Annotated in this window: 16 protein-coding genes, 1 tRNA gene and 1 pseudogene; 8 read left to right on the top strand and 10 right to left on the bottom strand. The window is 37.5% G+C overall.

All coding sequences use genetic code 11. The annotated features are described in order from the left end of the window. From ABN217_RS10590 to efp, 4 genes are all read right to left on the bottom strand, one after another. On the bottom strand, positions 1-621 hold the full coding sequence (locus tag ABN217_RS10590; RefSeq protein ID WP_072069038.1) for a 4Fe-4S dicluster domain-containing protein: 621 nt from the start codon (positions 619-621) through the stop codon (positions 1-3). Between the two features lie 321 nt (positions 622-942). Beyond that, positions 943-1,839, bottom strand: coding sequence for a pirin family protein (locus ABN217_RS10585; RefSeq protein WP_197269861.1), 897 nt, complete (start codon positions 1,837-1,839; stop codon positions 943-945). A gap of 159 nt (positions 1,840-1,998) precedes the next feature. Beyond that, complete coding sequence (locus tag ABN217_RS10580; protein ID WP_072069044.1) at positions 1,999-2,475, bottom strand: RpiB/LacA/LacB family sugar-phosphate isomerase; 477 nt, start codon at positions 2,473-2,475, stop codon at positions 1,999-2,001. Between the two features lie 731 nt (positions 2,476-3,206). Continuing rightward, positions 3,207-3,773: an elongation factor P gene (gene efp / locus ABN217_RS10575; protein ID WP_006536168.1), complete on the bottom strand. Its 567-nt coding sequence runs from the start codon at positions 3,771-3,773 to the stop codon at positions 3,207-3,209. A 44-nt stretch (positions 3,774-3,817) separates the two neighbouring features. Here efp and epmB point away from each other — a divergent pair, with 44 nt between their 5' ends. Beyond that, positions 3,818-4,846 (top strand): EF-P beta-lysylation protein EpmB, encoded by a 1,029-nt coding sequence (gene epmB, locus ABN217_RS10570; RefSeq protein WP_196554486.1) that lies wholly within the window; start codon positions 3,818-3,820, stop codon positions 4,844-4,846. A gap of 107 nt (positions 4,847-4,953) precedes the next feature. Here the strand turns inward: epmB and ABN217_RS10565 are convergent, their stop codons facing one another. The 5 genes from ABN217_RS10565 to ABN217_RS10545 form a co-directional block, all read right to left on the bottom strand. Then, positions 4,954-5,298, bottom strand: coding sequence for a DUF4156 domain-containing protein (locus ABN217_RS10565; protein ID WP_023582946.1), 345 nt, complete (start codon positions 5,296-5,298; stop codon positions 4,954-4,956). A gap of 325 nt (positions 5,299-5,623) precedes the next feature. Continuing rightward, on the bottom strand, positions 5,624-7,255 hold the full coding sequence (locus tag ABN217_RS10560) for a Na+/H+ antiporter (RefSeq protein WP_196554487.1): 1,632 nt from the start codon (positions 7,253-7,255) through the stop codon (positions 5,624-5,626). 242 nt (positions 7,256-7,497) lie between these two features. Then, on the bottom strand, positions 7,498-9,144 hold the full coding sequence (gene groL, locus ABN217_RS10555; protein WP_196554488.1) for a chaperonin GroEL: 1,647 nt from the start codon (positions 9,142-9,144) through the stop codon (positions 7,498-7,500). A gap of 52 nt (positions 9,145-9,196) precedes the next feature. Next, positions 9,197-9,490: a co-chaperone GroES gene (locus ABN217_RS10550; protein ID WP_036914050.1), complete on the bottom strand. Its 294-nt coding sequence runs from the start codon at positions 9,488-9,490 to the stop codon at positions 9,197-9,199. Between the two features lie 169 nt (positions 9,491-9,659). Next, the gene (locus tag ABN217_RS10545) at positions 9,660-10,166 is read right to left on the bottom strand and encodes an FxsA family protein (protein WP_196554489.1); all 507 of its coding nucleotides are present in this window, start codon (positions 10,164-10,166) and stop codon (positions 9,660-9,662) included. A gap of 375 nt (positions 10,167-10,541) precedes the next feature. On the opposite strand from ABN217_RS10545, the gene aspA reads away from it, so the two are divergent. From aspA to ABN217_RS10525, 4 genes are all read left to right on the top strand, one after another. Further along, positions 10,542-11,966 (top strand): aspartate ammonia-lyase, encoded by a 1,425-nt coding sequence (aspA, locus tag ABN217_RS10540; protein ID WP_196554490.1) that lies wholly within the window; start codon positions 10,542-10,544, stop codon positions 11,964-11,966. A gap of 158 nt (positions 11,967-12,124) precedes the next feature. After that, on the top strand, positions 12,125-13,450 hold the full coding sequence (locus ABN217_RS10535) for an anaerobic C4-dicarboxylate transporter (protein WP_072069058.1): 1,326 nt from the start codon (positions 12,125-12,127) through the stop codon (positions 13,448-13,450). A 184-nt stretch (positions 13,451-13,634) separates the two neighbouring features. Continuing rightward, positions 13,635-14,207 carry a division control transcriptional repressor DicD gene (gene dicD / locus ABN217_RS10530; protein WP_196554491.1) on the top strand — a complete coding sequence of 191 codons (573 nt, stop codon included), beginning with the start codon at positions 13,635-13,637 and terminating at the stop codon, positions 14,205-14,207. Positions 14,208-14,502: 295 nt separating this feature from the next. Next, positions 14,503-14,578 (top strand) — tRNA-Phe (locus tag ABN217_RS10525). Between the two features lie 260 nt (positions 14,579-14,838). Here ABN217_RS10525 and tssD read toward each other — a convergent pair. Next, positions 14,839-15,077 (bottom strand): annotated as a pseudogene (gene tssD, locus ABN217_RS10520) (type VI secretion system tube protein TssD); the annotation flags it as partial. Positions 15,078-15,284: 207 nt separating this feature from the next. On the opposite strand from tssD, the gene ABN217_RS10515 reads away from it, so the two are divergent. From ABN217_RS10515 to ABN217_RS10505, 3 genes are all read left to right on the top strand, one after another. Continuing rightward, entirely contained in the window at positions 15,285-15,932 is a 648-nt protein-coding gene (locus ABN217_RS10515) for a CPBP family intramembrane glutamic endopeptidase (RefSeq protein WP_197269860.1), read from the top strand. A 303-nt stretch (positions 15,933-16,235) separates the two neighbouring features. Next, entirely contained in the window at positions 16,236-16,865 is a 630-nt protein-coding gene (locus ABN217_RS10510) for an OB-fold-containig protein (RefSeq protein ID WP_196554493.1), read from the top strand. 87 nt (positions 16,866-16,952) lie between these two features. Beyond that, positions 16,953-19,148 carry a flotillin family protein gene (locus tag ABN217_RS10505; protein ID WP_115350246.1) on the top strand — a complete coding sequence of 732 codons (2,196 nt, stop codon included), beginning with the start codon at positions 16,953-16,955 and terminating at the stop codon, positions 19,146-19,148. The last annotated feature ends 76 nt before the right edge of the window (positions 19,149-19,224 follow it).

Genomic DNA, 19,224 nt, shown 5'->3' with positions numbered 1-19,224 from the left:
TTACTTCCGCTCCTGTGTCAAAGTAGATAAATCGTCAAGACTCGTAATAGGTTCCATCACAGAATCTAAGCGACGCGTTTTCATCTGCTCTTCAAGTTTGTCTTCTTCAACTAAATGCAATGCATCTGTCGGACACACCTTGACACAAGCAGGGCCTTCATCAGAGAAAGCACATAAATCACATTTCACTGCAATTGCACGAATACCCACATTCCACGCAAGAAATGGGTTGGTGGTTGGAAGACTTGCTGGCACATCGGCCAACATTTCTTCAGGAACAAAATGTTCAAAGACAGCTGGTAAGTTAACGGGTTTGCTACCTGATGGTGTAATTGCCCCAAAGGGACAAACCAGACCACATAACTTACAGCCAATACACAGGCTCTCATTAAGAAAGATCATATTATCTTCATGAGTAATGGCATTGACTGGGCACACGCGAGCACAAGGAGCATCCTCACAGTGCCGACAAAGCATCGGGGCTGTCTGATCCTCCACTTTTACCACTGTAAGACGCGGGTGCGCCTGTAATCCCACAGCTTGATGAACTTCCGAACAAGCTGCCATACAGGTATTACACCCTATGCATCGTTGTGGCTCTGCAATTACAAAGCGATTCATTCGCCACATCCTCCGAGAAAAACGTTTAACAGCATGACTGTCGTCAATTTTTCTTTAGATGAAGCATATTTCGTGCCAAGAGGGGATTTATTTTATTTACATTTAAAATCAATGAATTAAAAAATAAAATGAAAATAAAAAATGACGTGTCGACAATTATGACGTTGACAGTGAGTGGTGAGTTCTAAACAACAATTTCGTCGTCACTATGATTAGGTATCAAAAATGGCGAAACACAAAGAAAAAAATAGCTGAATTATCTTTAGATAACTCAGCTAACTTTAAACACGTAATATTAATGTTTTCTTTTATAACATAAGATTAAGGCATTAAAGGAGATACCAGAGGTGTTCTTTCATCATTAACCACTTTACCAAAACGCTCACTGCCTGCATTCCAATCGGTGATTGCTTGTTGAATTTCTTCTTTGCTACGACCAATAAAATTCCACCACATCAAAATTTTTTCATTTAAAGGTTCGCCACCTAAGAAAAGAATTTGTGCATTGTCACTGAGTTCAATTGTTAATGACTCAGCGTTTTGTATCCCAATATAAGCAAGTTCATTCGCAGCAAAGCGTTCCCCTTCTATTGTCATTTCTCCCGTTAAAACAAAAAGCCCATATTCGTATTTAGGATTTAATGATAAAGGAATGCGAGTAGCATGTTTTGACATAATATCCATGCCAACCATGGGTAATAAACATAATACGGGAGAGCTGTGGTTTTGATAATCACCGATGAGTAACGTGAAGTCAGCGCCATCGGCTTGCCATTTAAGCAGATCAGGATAGTGATCAAAGCGCGGTGGCATATTTCTTTTATCGTTTGGTAGTACTATCCATAATTGTGCCAGATGAACTTCTTTTTTATCACCGTGACTATCTTCTGAATGGCTAATACCGTGACCGGCTGTCATTAAATTCACTTGTTGAGGTCGAATAACTTGCTGAAAACCTAAGCTATCACGATGTAAAATTTCGCCTTCTAACATCCAAGTAAAAGTTTGCAAGCCAATATGGGGATGTGGCGAAATAGCTAATTTATCGACAGTATCATTAAAAACGGTGGGGCCTAAATGGTCGAGAAAACACCAAGGTCCAATTAAGCGTTGTTTTTTATCAGGTAAAGCACGATAAGTTTCAATCCCTCCAACATCACGGGTTTTAGAGGTAATACGTAATGGGGCATTTACTGCGTCAGAGTGTTGATGTTCCATTGTTCACCTACTTTTTAATTTATTGTTAAGTCATAAAATACTTTATTTATTATCTAGTATAGATACTAAACCTTTATCTATTTAATAAGCAAAATATATCACTTAAATAAAAAATAAGCCTGATAATTCAGGCTTATAAAAGTGAATAATAAGAATGACTTAAATCTTATAAATTTTCTTTTCTATTTGTCTCATTGAATTTAAGCCAGATTGTAAATCTTCAGGTGTTGCTTCAGAAAAACCTTCTGTAAAGGTTGCTGATAAATAGGCATCAACCATCATTTTAGCTTTAAAAGGTGTTATTAATAAGCCACCCATTGCCATCATATTACAGTTATTAATTACCTTACAAAAACGAGCTGTCGTGATACTTTCACACACACCACAATAAACATTTTTATGTTTATTCGCACTAATACTCACACCCATTCCTGTACCACAGAAAACAAAGCCAATATATTCAGGGTGTTCAGAAACAATCGAACCAACTTTATCGCCCACATCACAATAGCCAATAGGGCCTGATTCTGTGAGATCTTTTATTGTGTAATTTTTTTCTGACAAATAAGATTTAATCGTATTTTTAAGCTCAAATCCTGAAGGATCTGCTCCCATAATAATCGTTCTATTTTCCATATAGCCTCCTAAATTAACTCAAGTACTACTGGTAAATATAACTCATTGATAACATTTAAATTTAAAATAAACTCAAAGGCTATTATTTATATTTAACCTAAATAAAGTATAGATTAAAATTCTATTATTTGTGTTTAAGTATGGGGATTTTACAAAAAAAGAAGAAATAAAGAATGGAAATTAATTCTATAAAGAAGTTAATTAACCTATAAAATAAGTTAATTTTATTACGTTATAAATTGAATTAATAAAAAAATAAAAGAGATATATCAAAGTAAATGTCTATATTGAAAGGGTTTCCCTAGTACAACTAAAATATAAAATAAAGATCAATAATATTACAGGATTAATGTTTTTATCTATACTCTTCAATATCTCTTAAAGGAAAGTCAAAAAACTTAAAGTAAATATTGCTGTGGATAATCTTTACCAAAACAACCTACACACTCATTCTAAGAAAATGGTTATTTTTTACCAATTCCAATATTGAATAGAGCATTCATTTTTGGCATTCTAAATATAATAAAGGGATAAATAAATTATGAACAAAATAATAACATAAAAAATTAAATAATGCAGTAATACAAATTAATCAATTTTTTAGAAAGAAAATAGTATAGTTTATTCAATTATTATAAATTAAAAATAAAAAAATACCGCAGATAGTTAACATTATCTGCGGTAATTAATTATTGTACTTAACGTTACTCTCAGTAAAATAATCTACACGATTATTTTACGCGTGATACGTATTCGCCTGAACGAGTATCAACTTTGATGACTTCACCAATTTGTACAAACAGTGGTACTTTAACGACTGCACCTGTACTTAATGTTGCTGGTTTACCACCTGTACCTGCGGTGTCACCTTTCAGGCCTGGATCAGTATCAACGATTTCTAATTCAACAAAGTTTGGTGGAATAACAGCGATAGGACGATTATCCCACAGAGTTACGATACACTCAGCTTGGTCGATCAACCATTTAGCATTATCACCAACAGCTTTTTCGTCTGCAGCTAATTGCTCAAAAGTTTCGTTGTTCATGAAATGCCAAAACTCACCGTCGTTGTACAGGTAAGTTAAGTTGATATCCATGACATCAGCACCTTCTGCTGAATCAGTAGATTTAAATGTTTTTTCTAGTAATTTGTTAGAGATCAGTTTACGCAGACGTACACGAGCAAATGCCTGACCTTTACCTGGTTTAACAAATTCACATTCAGTAATGACGGCTGGCTCGCCATCTAACATGATTTTAAGACCTGAACGAAAATCGTTGGTATTATAAGAAGCCATGAATATCCTCTAACTTTTTTAATTTAAAATGGCATAGCCAAAAAATGGCACACATTGTAACTCATAATCACCCCACCAGAGAAGTCTGGTTAACACAACTCGCGCAGGCAATCAGTGATCCTGTTGAATTACTCCAACTTTTAGCATTGGAACATCACGCTGATCTCCAAAAAGGGGCTCAGGCGCGACGGCTTTTTCCGCTACGGGTTCCCCGTGAATTCGTTGCACGCATGAAAAAAGGCGATCCTAACGATCCATTACTTTTACAAGTATTAACTGCAAATGCTGAATTTACCATAACACCGGGATTTTCTACGGACCCGTTAGATGAGCAACAAAATGCGGTGCCAGGTTTATTACATAAATATCAGAATCGTGCATTGCTTCTGGTCAAAGGTGGTTGCGCTGTCAATTGCCGCTACTGTTTTCGTCGTCATTTTCCTTATGAAGATAACAAAGGAAACAAGGCAAATTGGCACAAGGCAATAGAGTATATCAAAAATAACCCAAAACTCGATGAAATCATCTTCTCTGGGGGCGATCCTCTTATGGCAAAAGATGATGAACTTGATTGGTTAATAACACAACTAGAAGCAATCCCTCATCTTAAGCGTTTACGCATCCACTCTCGCCTACCTGTGGTTATTCCTGCTCGCGTCACTGATGCGCTATGTCAGCGCTTACAACAATCACGTTTGCAAAATATCATGGTACTGCATATCAATCACGCCAATGAAATTGATGATACATTGAGAGAAGCGTGTTTAAAGTTAAAAAAAGCCAATGTGACTTTATTAAATCAAGGTGTGTTATTGCGGGGGATTAATGACAGCGCTGAAATTCTCGCCGAGCTAAGTCGCGCCTTATTTGATGCTGGTGTTATGCCTTATTACTTGCATGTTCTAGATAAAGTACAAGGCGCGGCCCACTTTATGGTGCCAGACAGAGAAGCTAGAGAAATTATGAAAGGACTTATGAGTTTAGTATCAGGTTATATGGTACCTAAACTCACGCGTGAAATTGGTGGAGAACCAAGTAAAACGTTGTTAGATCTTGGATTACGCCAGCAATAATCAATATGACAGAAACAAAAAAGCTGTAGCTCAATTCAAATAGATGAAGTGACTACAGCTTTTTTATCTATTAGCAGACTAATAAATAGTGAATAAATTAAATGCCCTTATTGGCATTTATAAACTTGTCCACTCATTTTGCTATCTAATGGTGCAAAGCTATCAACAAAGCTACCTGCGCCAGTACCAACATTAAAAATAACGTTACCACCCATTGCAGCTGCTTTATTACGTAAGTCGTTAGCAGCACCTCGCAGTGATTGGCTTTCAGTACGGGAACCTGATAACCAGTTATTTTGAACACCTGTCACTGTTCCTAATAATTGGCATTCACTGCCTGGTTGCGTATCAGTGATTTGTACCTGTGAGCCAGCAGTGCTTAATGTGTTTGTTGCAGAACAGCCTGCTAATAACAACGCTGCAGCAGCTCCCAATAACAATTTAATTCGCATGATCCCCTCATTTATTTGAGTGTCCGTTTAGTCAAGACAACAATATACCTTGTCATCCCTCTTATGCGCAAAAATAAATCATTATTACTATCTCACATTAGCCAATAGCCTTAAGATATTATTTTCGCTTTAAACTTATTTTAACGTACAAATTCGGCTTTGAGATAGACAAAGCAACAATGCCTCTATTCTACACCGCTTTTATGCTTTTAAAATGATCTGTCCTATTTTCAGCCTACACAGTGCGAGAATGAACACACTATTTGTTCATTTTTTAAAAATCGTCAGACAATCAATAATCACCTGACGATAATATTGGCCTAAATTAACTCAAATGATGATTCAGCGCTTCTTCTTTTAAATCTAATTCATGGCGTAAACGATGAAAAATATGCTCACTAATATGACGTGATTTACGCAGTTGTTGTAATGCATCACGTTCAACCTTTAATGCACTACGAGATAATTTACGTTCCATACTAAACAAGCGCTTAAGATCAAGTGCACCTTCTTGCACACTATCTTCACTATCAAGACGACGGCTATAAATTTCTAATAAATGTGAACCTGCCTCATTGCGTAATGACATTTCATCTAAGTCTTCACAAGGTTGATTCATTAATTCATTGATATGTGCAATTGCAGCTTCATTTAAAGCTAAGCGTGTACGAATTTCATCATTTTCATAAGGTAAATCTTCTGATAGCCCTTTAGTTAAAATCGGCAATGCAATTGTTGCGATTAATAATGAGCAAAGAATAACGCCCATAGCAATAAAGATAGCCAGATCACGTGTTGGGAAAGGTGAGCCGTCAGTCATTAATAAAGGAAGTGTTAAAATACCAGCTAATGTAATTGCACCTCTCACCCCAGCAGTTGCCATAATTGCCATCAAACGTAAATCATGACGCGATAAATGCTTATTCGGTGAGCGGAATACCGTTAACCACATTGAGATCCATACCCATGCAAAACGTAGCACAGCAAGGGCTATTGTAATAACAATAATATAACCTAATACAGCCCAAGGATTAGTAGCCCCAGCAGATTGTGTCACTTCAGGTAAAATTTTCCACATTGCCGGAAGTTGTTCACCTAATAAAATAAAGATCATTCCATTAAGCGCAACTTGAACCGTATCCCACACAGCCTTACTTTGCATACGTGTTGCAGCTTGCATACGACCCACAATTTTCTCGTAGTGCATTGCAATACCGGCAACAACAGCAGCAAGAATACCTGACACATGAACATGCTCCGCCAATAAATAAGCAAAAAATGGCATCAGTAAGCTAATCAAGATTTGGATAGCCGGATCTTCACCTGTGCGTCTCACCAAAAACTGATTTAACCGCCCAATAATACCCGCAACAATTAGACCAATTGCCGCCCCGCCTAAAGCCACAACTAAAAACTGTCCTGTGGCTGAAACAATAGAAAAAGATCCCGTTAATGCCGCAACAACCGCAAAGCTAAAACAAACTAAACCAGTTGCGTCATTAAGTAACGATTCCCCTTCTAAAATATGCGTCATACGAGAAGGAAGTGGCGAATTTACAGTCATAGCTGAGACTGAAACAGGATCGGTCGGTGACAAAATTGCCGCTAGAGCAAATGCAATCGCAAGTGAAACAGAAGGAATAAGCCAGTGAATAAAAAAGCCCATGCCAATTACGGTGACAACCACTAAACCGATCGCTAACGACATAATCGGTTTAATCTCTTGGAACAACGCTTCTTTGGGAATACGCCAACCATCTAAAAACAGCAATGGAGGAATAAAGAGGAACAAGAAAAGATGTGGATCAAACGCCACTTCAAAGCCAAAGATCGACAAACAAGCTCCTACAGCTATTTGGATCAACGGCAGAGGAATTTTTTCTGACAGTAATCGTGAGATAAACACACTCACAATCACGGCAAAAAGAAAGATGAGTACAATTGCGACGACAGACATGGTGAACACCCCAATTTATTTAATATTTTTTAAGCGGTGCAGTAAAAACGATCTGTTGTCTAGTTGTAAAGAAATAAGTTGTTTCTAATTATATAAAAAATGAATTATCTGATAATTCCTAAATCAGAGATGTTAAGCAAAATAACCTAACCATTAACCATATCGTTGATTTTTATTTATCGCTGACATAAAAAAACCCGAGCCTAAGCTCGGGTTTTCTTGTAAAACGGTAAGCTGATGAATTACATCATGCCGCCCATTCCACCCATGCCGCCCATACCACCAGCGCCACCTAAATCCATTTTGTCGTCTTTAGGTGAATCGGTGATCATCGCTTCTGTTGTGATCATCAGACCTGCGATAGATGCAGCAAATTGTAATGCAGAACGAGTCACTTTAGTTGGATCTAAGATACCCATATCAATCATATCGCCGTAAGCATCAGTTGCAGCGTTATAACCGTAGTTACCTTCACCCGCTTTCACGTTGTTTACAACAACAGATGGTTCTTCACCTGCGTTAGCAACGATTTGACGCATTGGAGATTCCATTGCACGTAATGCAACGCGGATACCTACTGTTTGTTCTTCGTTATCACCAACCATCTCACGCAGAGCGTTAGCAACACGAACCAGTGCAGTACCACCACCAGCAACAACGCCTTCTTCAACTGCTGCGCGAGTTGCATGCAGAGCATCGTCAACACGAGCACGTTTTTCTTTCATTTCAACTTCAGTTGCTGCACCGACTTTAATTACTGCAACACCGCCAGCTAATTTAGCAACGCGTTCTTGTAATTTTTCACGGTCATAATCTGAAGTTGCATCTTCGATTTGTTGACGGATTTGAGCTACACGACCGCTGATTGCGTCTTGGTCACCTAAACCATCAATGATTGTAGTAGTGTCTTTGTTGATAACAACACGTTTTGCTTGACCTAAGTCTTCTAACGTTGCTTTTTCTAACTCCATGCCGATTTCTTCAGAAATAACAGCACCGTTAGTTAACGTTGCGATATCTTGCAGCATTGCTTTACGGCGATCACCAAAACCAGGTGCTTTAACCGCAGCAACTTTAACGATACCACGCATGTTGTTCACAACTAAGGTTGCTAGTGCTTCGCCTTCAACATCTTCTGCAATGATAAGCAGAGGTTTGTTAGCTTTAGCAACACCTTCTAAAACAGGTAGTAATTCACGGATATTTGATACTTTTTTATCAACTAACAGAATGAATGGGTTTTCTAATTCTGCAGTACCTGTTTCAGGTTTGTTGATGAAGTAAGGAGACAGGTAACCGCGGTCAAACTGCATACCTTCAACAACATCTAGCTCGTCTTCTAAGCCAGTACCTTCTTCAACAGTGATAACGCCTTCTTTACCAACTTTGTCCATCGCCTGCGCGATCAGAGTACCAACGGTTTCATCAGAGTTCGCTGAAATGGTACCAACTTGAGCAATTGCTTTAGTATCTGAACATGGAACAGACAGTTTTTTCAGTTCTTCGACAGCAGCAATAACTGCTTTGTCGATACCACGTTTCAGATCCATTGGGTTCATGCCTGCGGCAACTGCTTTTAAGCCTTCGGCAATGATTGATTGTGCTAATACTGTTGCAGTTGTAGTACCATCACCTGCCGCATCATTGGCTTTAGAAGCGACTTCTTTCACCATCTGCGCACCCATGTTCTCGAATTTATCTTCGAGTTCAATTTCGCGTGCTACAGATACACCATCTTTAGTAATAACAGGTGCACCGAAAGATTTATCTAAAACAACGTTACGACCTTTAGGGCCTAAAGTTACTTTAACTGCATCTGCAAGAACATTAACACCACGTAACATTTTATTACGAGCATCTACACCGAATTTGACGTCTTTAGCTGCCATCGTATATTTCCTTTGAATTCGTTCAGTTTAAGAAGATCTTAAAAGAGAAAAATTATTCTTCTACAATTGCTAAAATGTCGCTTTCAGACATGATAAGCACGTCTTCGTTATCAATTTTTTCTGTTTTAACGCCATAACCGTCGTTAAAAATTACGATATCGCCAACTTTAACATCCAGTGGTTTAACGTCGCCGTTTTCCATAATACGGCCTTGACCTACGGCTAAAATTTCGCCACGAGTAGATTTACCCGCCGCGGTGCCAGTAAGGACGATACCGCCTGCTGATTTAGCTTCGACTTCTTTACGTTTAACAATAACACGGTCATGTAATGGACGAATCTTCATTAATAGTGCTCCTATAAAAAAGTCCATATCAGGATTAAGGTTGATACCAGTGCCTAAGATGAACCAGTACCATGACGATACAGGTGGGGGCATCCGGTAAAACTTCAAGGGGAGAAGTGTGTTTTTTTTTCAAATTTTCCCCTTTTTAGTCGATTATGCTTTGGGCTAATTATTTTTTATCAGAAAAATGGTCGTTATCCTGATCTTCACCCTTATTATTCAGTTGGTTACTCGGTGAATCTTCTTTGCGCTGATACTCACCTTCAAAGGTGGCGCCATTTTGACCAGAAGAAAATCCACTTTGTCCATGATTGCCTGAATAAACACGAATACGAGAAATTAATTTTGTCACTAACAGTGCTTGTAATGGTGGCAGTAACAACAGTAAACCTAAGAAGTCCGTAAAGAAACCGGGGATCAACAATAAAATACCCGCCAGTATTAACGAAACGCTTTTCACCATTTCAGCAGCAGGCACTTCACCCACTGCAAGTTTTTGCTGCATTGAAGCAATATTTTTTACGCCCTGATTTTTTACCAATGAGACACCAACACAAGAAGTCAGCACCACAAGGAATAGTGTTGTAAGTACGCCAATCGAAGATGCTACATTGACGAAAATCACAGCTTCTATATAGATAAGAAGACAAATAACAATTAATGGGAGCCAACGCACTTGGTTCTCCTTTTTATAAAAAAAAGATTCATATTATTAATAGAAAGGAGTGTGAACTACATCTAAGGTGATGGTTTACGAACTCGCTTTTTCTTAGTTTATCTACATAATAATGGGGAGCCTAACACTCCTTTTCAAGGGGCGTTAAAAAGAGAAGTAGAACTGTAAAATCCATGAGATAGATCACAAAAAGAAAATATTTAGACGTTATTTACGTATAAAGTGATCCAGCTTAAAGGTATTTGTTCACAACCCGAATATGATCGTGTCAGTACCAAGCAAAACGGTAAGTTATATTACATTATTAACCGTTAACGATATATTTTATTAACAAGCGCATAACTAGACAGTTAAAATTTTAATAAGAAGGTTCTCATGTCAAATAAAACTCGTATCGAAGAAGACCTGTTAGGTAAAAGAGAAGTTCCTGCTGATGCTTATTATGGCGTCCACACTTTACGTGCAATTGAAAACTTCTACATCAGTGATCGTACCATCAATGATGTTCCAGAATTCATCCGCGGTATGGTAATGGTGAAAAAAGCTGCTGCATTAGCAAACAAAGAACTTCACACTATTCCTCGTGAAATCGCTGATACGATTATCAAAGCCTGTGACGTAGTATTAGAAACAGGTAAACACATGGATCAATTCCCAGTTGATGTATTCCAAGGCGGTGCTGGTACTTCATTAAATATGAATACCAATGAAGTTATCGCAAACATCGGTCTGGAATTAATGGGCCACCAAAAAGGTGAATACCAATACCTGAACCCGAATGACCACGTCAATAAGAGCCAATCAACAAACGACGCTTATCCTTGTGGTTTCCGTGTAGCGGTTTATAACTCTGTTATCAAATTAACTGAATCTATCGAACTGCTGAAAGCTGGTTTTGATAGAAAAGCAGTTGAGTTCAAAGACATCCTGAAAATGGGTCGTACTCAATTACAAGATGCTGTACCAATGACTTTAGGTCAAGAATTCCATGCTTTCTCTGTACTGATGAAAGAAGAAATCAAAAACCTGAAACGCACTGCTGAGTTACTGTTAGAAATGAACTTAGGTGCAACAGCTATCGGTACTGGTCTGAACACAGCTCCTGGTTACCAAAAACTGTCTGTTGAAAAACTGGCAGAAGTCACTGGTTTAGCTTGTGTTCCAGCAGAAGACTTAATTGAAGCAACTTCTGACTGTGGTGCTTATGTAATGGTTCACGGCGCATTAAAACGCTTAGCTGTGAAAATGTCTAAAATCTGTAATGACTTACGTTTACTGTCTTCTGGTCCTCGTGCTGGTCTGAAAGAAATCAATCTTCCAGAACTACAAGCAGGTTCTTCAATTATGCCAGCTAAAGTAAACCCAGTTATTCCAGAAGTTGTTAACCAAGCTTGCTTTAAAGTTATCGGTAATGACACTTGTGTAACTATGGCTGCTGAAGCAGGTCAATTACAATTAAACGTAATGGAACCAGCTATCGGCCAAGCAATGTTCGAATCAATCGCTCTGTTAAGCAACGCTTGCCGTAACTTAGTAGAAAAATGTGTTGATGGTATCACTGCGAATAAAGAAATCTGTGAACACTTCGTATTTAGCTCAATCGGTATCGTTACTTATCTGAACCCATTCATTGGTCACCATAACGGCGACATCGTTGGTAAGATTTGTGCAGAAACTGGTAAGAGCGTACGTGAAGTTGTTCTAGAACGCGGTTTATTAACCGAAGAACAACTGGATGATATCTTCTCTATCGAGAACTTAAAAAACCCGGCTTACAAAGCAAAACGCTTCGATGATTAATAATTGTGTTTTATAACATGACACTGTTAAACATAAGAATGAGCTCTTAAAAATACAAGGCACGAACTCTTTAAGAGGCGTGCCTTTTTACTTGATTGTAAAAACAAAAATTTAACTTATCTTTCTCATTTTTTTAATTATCTCAAGGAGTAAACGCTATGTTAGCCGTAGAATTGATTATCGTTCTGCTGGCCATTTTCCTCGGTGCGAGACTTGGGGGAATTGGTATCGGGTTTGCCGGTGGTTTAGGGGTTTTAGTTTTAGCTGCTATCGGTGTTAAACCTGGTTCAATCCCTTTTGATGTTATCTCCATCATTATGGCTGTTATTGCCGCAATCTCTGCGATGCAGGTTGCTGGTGGTTTGGATTACCTTGTTGGGCAAACTGAAAAACTGTTAAGACGTAATCCAAAATACATCACAATTCTTGCGCCAATTGTGACTTATTTCTTAACTCTATTTGCAGGTACAGGGAACATCTCTTTAGCAACACTGCCAGTTATTGCAGAAGTTGCAAAAGAACAAGGCATTAAGCCTTGCCGTCCTTTATCAACAGGTGTTGTTGCAGCTCAAATCGGTATTACTGCATCTCCTATCTCTGCTGCAGTTGTGTACATGGCATCAGTCATGGAAAACCCAGCAATGGTCGGTGAAGGTAATACAGTAAGCTATATCACACTGTTATCTATCTTATTACCAGCAACCTTCCTAGCAATCATCCTGATGTCATTCATCGTATCTTGGGTATTTAACTCAAAACTATCTGATGATGCTGTCTATCGTGAGCGTTTAGAACAAGGTCTGGTTGAGTTACGTGGTAGCCAAGAACGTAGAGAAACATTACCAGGTGCTAAATCATCTGTAATGCTGTTCTTACTGGGTGTTGTCTGTGTTGTTACTTATGCAATCATCAACAGCCCAAGCTTAGGTATCGTGAAAGAACCGTTAATGAACACCACTAACGCTATTCTTATCATCATGCTGAGTGTTGCAACGCTTATCACTGTTTTCTGTAAAGTTAAAACTGATACCATCCTCAACTCAAGTACTTTTAAAGCAGGTATGAGTGCATGTATCTGTATTCTGGGTGTTGCATGGTTAGGTGATACTTTCGTTTCAAGTAACATTGATTGGATCAAACTGACTGCGGGTGATTTGATCACTGGCCATCCTTGGTTATTAGCCGTTATCTTCTTCTTCTGTTCTGCACTGTTATATTCACAAGCGGCAACAGCAAAAGCATTAATGCCAATGGCTTTAGCGCTAGGTGTATCTCCATTAACTGCAATTGCATCTTTCTCTGCGGTTTCTGGTCTGTTCATCCTGCCAACTTACCCAACACTGGTTGCGGCAGTTCAAATGGATGACACAGGTACAACCCGTATCGGTAAATTAGTCTTCAACCACCCATTCTTTATCCCTGGTACAATTGGTGTGGTATTAGCTGTCGGATTTGGTTTCCTCTTCGGCGGTATGATCCTGTAGTTTGAAGTAAAAAATTAAAACATTGCAAAAAAGCGCCTAGCGCTTACAAGAAATAAAAAAACAAAAAAATACCCTATCACAAGATGGGGTATTTTCATTTTACCCGGTCGCCTCTTACTTTCATTTTTAGTTAAAGTCTGCTAATTATGATGTTTTCGCGACAACGTGATTTAAGGAGATTTCCGTGCAACGTGAAGCGTTATTAGACCACGTACTTATCCAGCTAGAGCAATATGGCTTAGCGGCGACTTTACCAGAGCTTCTTCAAGACTCGGGTATTAATGAATCTCAACTTCACCCATTTTGGCCTGATAGAGATGCCTTAATTTTTGATTGTCTTCGCCATCACGGGCAACAAATTGATATTTGGCAACGCCAAGTTATGCTAGATGAAGAACTGACGATCGAACAAAAGTTACTGGCTCGTTATGATCAGCTCACTATACGTTTAGAGAAAAACCGTTTTCCTGGTTGTTTATTCGTTGCAGCATGTAGTGCATACCCTGATGAACACTCTCAAATCCACCAATTAAGCCAACGTCAAAAACAGAGCTCATTTGATTACTCTAGAACGCTACTACGCGAGCTTGATATCGAAGACAGTGAGTTAGTTGCTAAACAAATGGAACTCATCTTAGAAGGCTGTTTAAGCCGTTTAATGGTCAATCATCATGCTGATGATATTATTACAGCAAAATTATTGGCAGAGGATATTCTTAAGATTGCTCAATGCCGAAAAAATGGTGCATTAAGTTAGTTATAAGTGCAGGAAAACAAGAAAAACGGTCTATTTTTTCGTTTGTACTCAATTTTTCTCTGCTGAGTAGCAAAAAACAATTTAATCATCAAAAAAAGAGAAAGTTTTCTCTTCGATATACAAAAAAGTGAATATCTTTACTGATTGTTATTTAAGCATTTTTTACTAAAAAATCGCTTATGATGAAAATTTAAACTCAAATAGAATAAAAAGAAAGCAAACAAACTTATTTTTGTATTTTTTATTAAAAAGACGTTGACGCATCCCGCTGAATACGGTTTAATGCGCCTCGTTAGCCCGAATAGCTCAGTCGGTAGAGCAGGGGATTGAAAATCCCCGTGTCCTTGGTTCGATTCCGAGTTCGGGCACCATCTTTAGAAAAACCAGCCTTAGGGCTGGTTTTTTGCTTTTATAGACTAAGCTAGTTGTTGTGATTAACAAATACACTTCATCACCTTTTCCCTTTTCTACCTACCTCATTCCTATCTGTTAGAAAGTAGATCAAAATAAATACAACACTATTAATAATATGCTAGTCCAGATATATTTGCCTCATATGAGAATAAGGAAGGTAGATTATGAAAAATGGAATTGAAGGCTTAATGTTAAAGAATGGGTTCACACCAAAATCTTCATTATTAGAAATAGCCATTCCTAATAATGGTGTTGATTTATCTAAAGGTTTTTTTATCATTATGGGGAAATGACTGGCATTTTGAGCTCTTGAAAGTGAATGATTTAATTCATAAATATATATTTTATCTTCCTTCTCATTTTGACAAAGGTTACCAATAGATTCTTGTGTTGAACACCCTGATGAAATTAACCCTTGTTTTTAATTTTTATTGTCAAATAAATAATGTTTTCCATTTTCAACCCTTTTATCAAGAATTTAATCTAAGTATATTTATACTTGCATAGTATATTTCCTCTAATCGTTCATTAATCAAAATAATAAGGTCACTTTGTATATTTAAATTGATTAATGATTTAATCATTTGAACATTTGAACATTTGAACATTGTATTCAATATTCTGTAAAATTAAATGATGCCTCCCATACAAGGACAAACAAAAATGGAATTTCCCAAAGATCGAGTTTACCATTCAGTCATCTGTGTATTTGCCTTTATAGGCTACTTTTTTTCCTCATTTAGTCTCTTGCTCACCCCAGCCCCTGCTACATTGTTTCAATCGCCTTATATCATCTCATTAATCAGTTTTTTTATTTACCTCCCCTACTGCTTGATTATTTGGGTTGCTTATCAAAAAAAGATTAAATTAATGCCATTAGGCCACCTTCAATGGAATTCACTGAAAGCCCCTTTTTTAGCCTTATTGGGATTATATTTTATTAGTTTATTTTTAGGCTCTGAAGATGATTCATGGGTTACAGAAATCGAATCTATTACAGGTTTTGCCTTCTTCTTATTTGCACTCTCAGTTATCTTTATTGCTCCCATTACTGAAGAAGTCATTTTTAGAGGTTTTCTACTAAATGCAGGCATGTGGTATGGCAATATAGGAAAATGGATTGCCATTATTATCTCTTCACTTCTATTTGCCGCTATGCATACTCAATATGAGTCAATTACTACGTTTATCCTTATTTTTGTTGTGGGTGTTGTGTTTTGCCAAATCAGAATAGGGACTCGTTCATTAATCGCGCCGATAGTGATGCATGGAATACACAATACAATTAGTATCGTTTTTTTAATGTTATAGAGTTTTTATTTAATAAATTTATATTTTTTATAACAAAACACTTATTCACTTTATAAGAAATGATATGTAATAGATGAAAATGTTTTTATTATTATTTTAGAGAATGATCTGATTTTATACGCAATAATACCGAATATTATTCATCACTATCTAAATAAGTTATATTAACTTCCATAAAAATAAAATGAAAAAATAAATATAGAATGTGATTATAACTACATGCTTTTTCAGCGTATTAAAGTATGATAAGCGATATTAATATGACAAGGATATTACCATCTTCTTAAATTAAGAGAACTCTATATGAATTTGTTTTTCCAAAATAGCCTAGCTTTTCCTAGCATTATTTTTAGTGCATTACTAATTATTATCTCTTTTTATTGGCTTTGTGCTGCTTTTGGATTATTAGATATTGATTTATTTAATATTGATAGTGAATTAGATGTTGATGCAACAGGTTTCGCAGGTTGGTTAACAAAATTAGGGTTAGCGGGTATCCCAGTTACGATTATTTTAACCTTCTTTACCCTTATAGGCTGGTTTATCAGTTACTTTACTAACTATTGGATTATCAGCGCTATTGAAACAGATTTTATTTATTATTTAGTTGGCTTTATTGCATTAATCATTATCTCTTTTATTTCTCTTAATCTTACTGCGGTATGTTTAAAACCCATTCGTAAAAAGCTCATATCACGTAATAAGCCTAAATCAGTACACCAATTGATAGGCAAATTAGCCATAGTACGATCAGCGAATGTCGCGGAAAACAAAGGTGAAGCCCTTTTAGAAGATGGGGGTGCAGGTTTAATTTTACAAATTAGAGCACCAGAACACGAGAATATTAAACGAGGAGACAACGTTATTATTATTAGTTATGACGCGTCTACTCACAGTTATCAAGTCGTAACGGAAGATGAATTTCATCGCTGATATCCACATTCGATGAAATGTAATTAAGTTAATAAACAAATACGATTAAAAAATGACGGCATCGTCTGAACCTATGGAGAAAAAAGTATGGATTTGGCTTTCGTTATGCCTTTCTTAACTATTGTTGGCTTCGCAATTCTAATTATTTTAGGGTTATTTGGATTATTTAAAGCTTTCTATATAAAAGTGCCTCAAGGTACAGCCTTAATAGTCAATGACATGACCTCACAACCTAAAGTCCATTTTACAGGTGCGCTGGTTTATCCAGTTATCTACAAAAAAGAGTTTATGCGTATTTCTCTTTTAACGTTAGAGGTTGATCGTCGTGGTAAAGATGGTTTGATTTGCCAAGATAACTTACGTGCTGATATTACCGTTGCATTTTATTTACGTGTAAATGAAACCACTGAAGACGTATTAAAAGTCGCAAAAGCCATTGGTGTTGATAGAGCGTCTGATCATCAAGCAGTCAGCACTCTATTTAGTGCTAAATTCTCAGAAGCATTAAAAACAGTAGGTAAACAGTTTGAACTGTCGAAACTTTTTGAAGATAGACAGAATTTCCGTGATCGTATTGTTGATGTTATTGGTAAAGATCTTAATGGTTATGCATTAGAAGACGTTGCTATCGACTATTTAGAACAAACACCAAAATCTGCACTTGATCCTAACAATATTTTTGACTCTGAAGGTATCCGAAAAATCACGGAAATTACCGCTATTCATAATATTGAAACTAACCAAAAAGAGCGTGATCAAGAACTTGCTATTCAAAAGAAAAACGTGGAAACCCGAGAAGCAAGTCTGGCCTTAGAACGCCAACAAGCCGATGCAGAAGCACGCCAAAAACGTGAAATCGATAATATTCGTGCTCGTGAAACATCAGAAACCCTGCGTGTACAAGAAGAAGAGCGCTTAAAAGCAGAACAAGCTCGTATTCAGACTCAACAAGAGATTGAAATTCGTGAAGAAAACCGTATGCGTGAAGTGGAAGTTGCACAACAAAATCGTACTCGTGCAGTCACCATTGAACAAGAACGAGTTAATCGTGCTCGTGAATTAGAAATTGTTGCTCGCGAACGCGAAGTTGAGTTGCAACGTATTGAGAAAGAAAAAGCGTTAGAAGAAGAACGCAAAAATATCTCAAATGTTATCCGTGAACGTGTCGCCGTAGAAAAAACGGTTGCTCAAGAAGAAGAACGTATTAAAGAAGTACGCGAAGTTTCAGAAGCTGAACGTATGCGTCAAGTCACCATCATAAATGCACAAGCAGAAGCAGAAGAGTCTTTAGTCCGCCAAGTGAAAAGAGCCGAAGCTGATGAATCTAGTGCTAAACATAAAGCTGAAGAAATCAGCACGATGGCAAAAGCTGAATTAGAAGCCTCGGTAAAACAATCAGAAGCAAAAAAACGTTTAGCGGAAGGTATTGAAGCTGAGCATGCAGCATTAGGTCTTGCCGAAGCTCGAGTGCGCCAAGCAACCGCAGAAGCCGAAGAGAAGGAAGGCCTTGTATTGGCTAACATCACTGCCGAAAAACTATTAGCAGAAGCACGTGGCATGAAAGAAAAAGGCTTAACTGAAGCGCAAGTGATGGAAGCGAAAGCACAAGCCCAGCAACAACAAGGCCTTGCAGAAGCAAAAATCTTAGAAGAGAAATTAGCCGCTCAAGCGCGTGGTGAAGAACAACAAGCCAATGCAAAAGAGAAATTAGGCCTTGCTGATGCGAAAATTCTTGAAGAGAAACTCGCAGCACAGGCGCGTGGTGAAGGCCAATTAGGATCAGCACAAGCTGAAGTTATTCGTCAACGCTTAAAAGCTGAAGCTGATGGTTTAACAGATAAATTCAAATCTATGGATCACCTCAGTGATACGGCGCGTTCACATGAAGAATTCCGTATGAGTCTTGAAAAACAATTTGAACAAGCGATGGCATCTATTGAAGCCAACAAAGAAATTGCACGCGAACAAGCCGATGTATTGGCAGCTGCACTGAGCAAAACCAATATTGAAATTGTGGGCGGTGATGGCAACTTCTTTAATACCTTCTCTAAAGCATTAAGCTTAGGTAAAGCGGTAGATGGTTTTATGGATAAAAGCAGTTTTGCCAAAGAGAACGTTGAAAAACTGATTAACCGCACTCAACAAGATAAAAAACTCGATATTGCTTCTTTATTAAAAAATCCGGAAGTCCAAGATTTAATTAATGGATTTATGGCAACAAAAGGTGCCAATCCACTGATTAAAGATGTGACAACTAAATCAGGCTCCTCTAAAGAAGAATAATGTTATTTAGAGGGCGAAAGGCATAGAGATATCTCTATGTCTTTTATCTTGTTTTTATCGTTTAAGCCAAGGAAAT

This window comes from Proteus sp. fly-1067 (assembly GCF_040139345.1).
GTDB lineage: Bacteria > Pseudomonadota > Gammaproteobacteria > Enterobacterales > Enterobacteriaceae > Proteus > Proteus vulgaris_B.
This window is presented reverse-complemented; position numbering and strand designations above follow the sequence as displayed.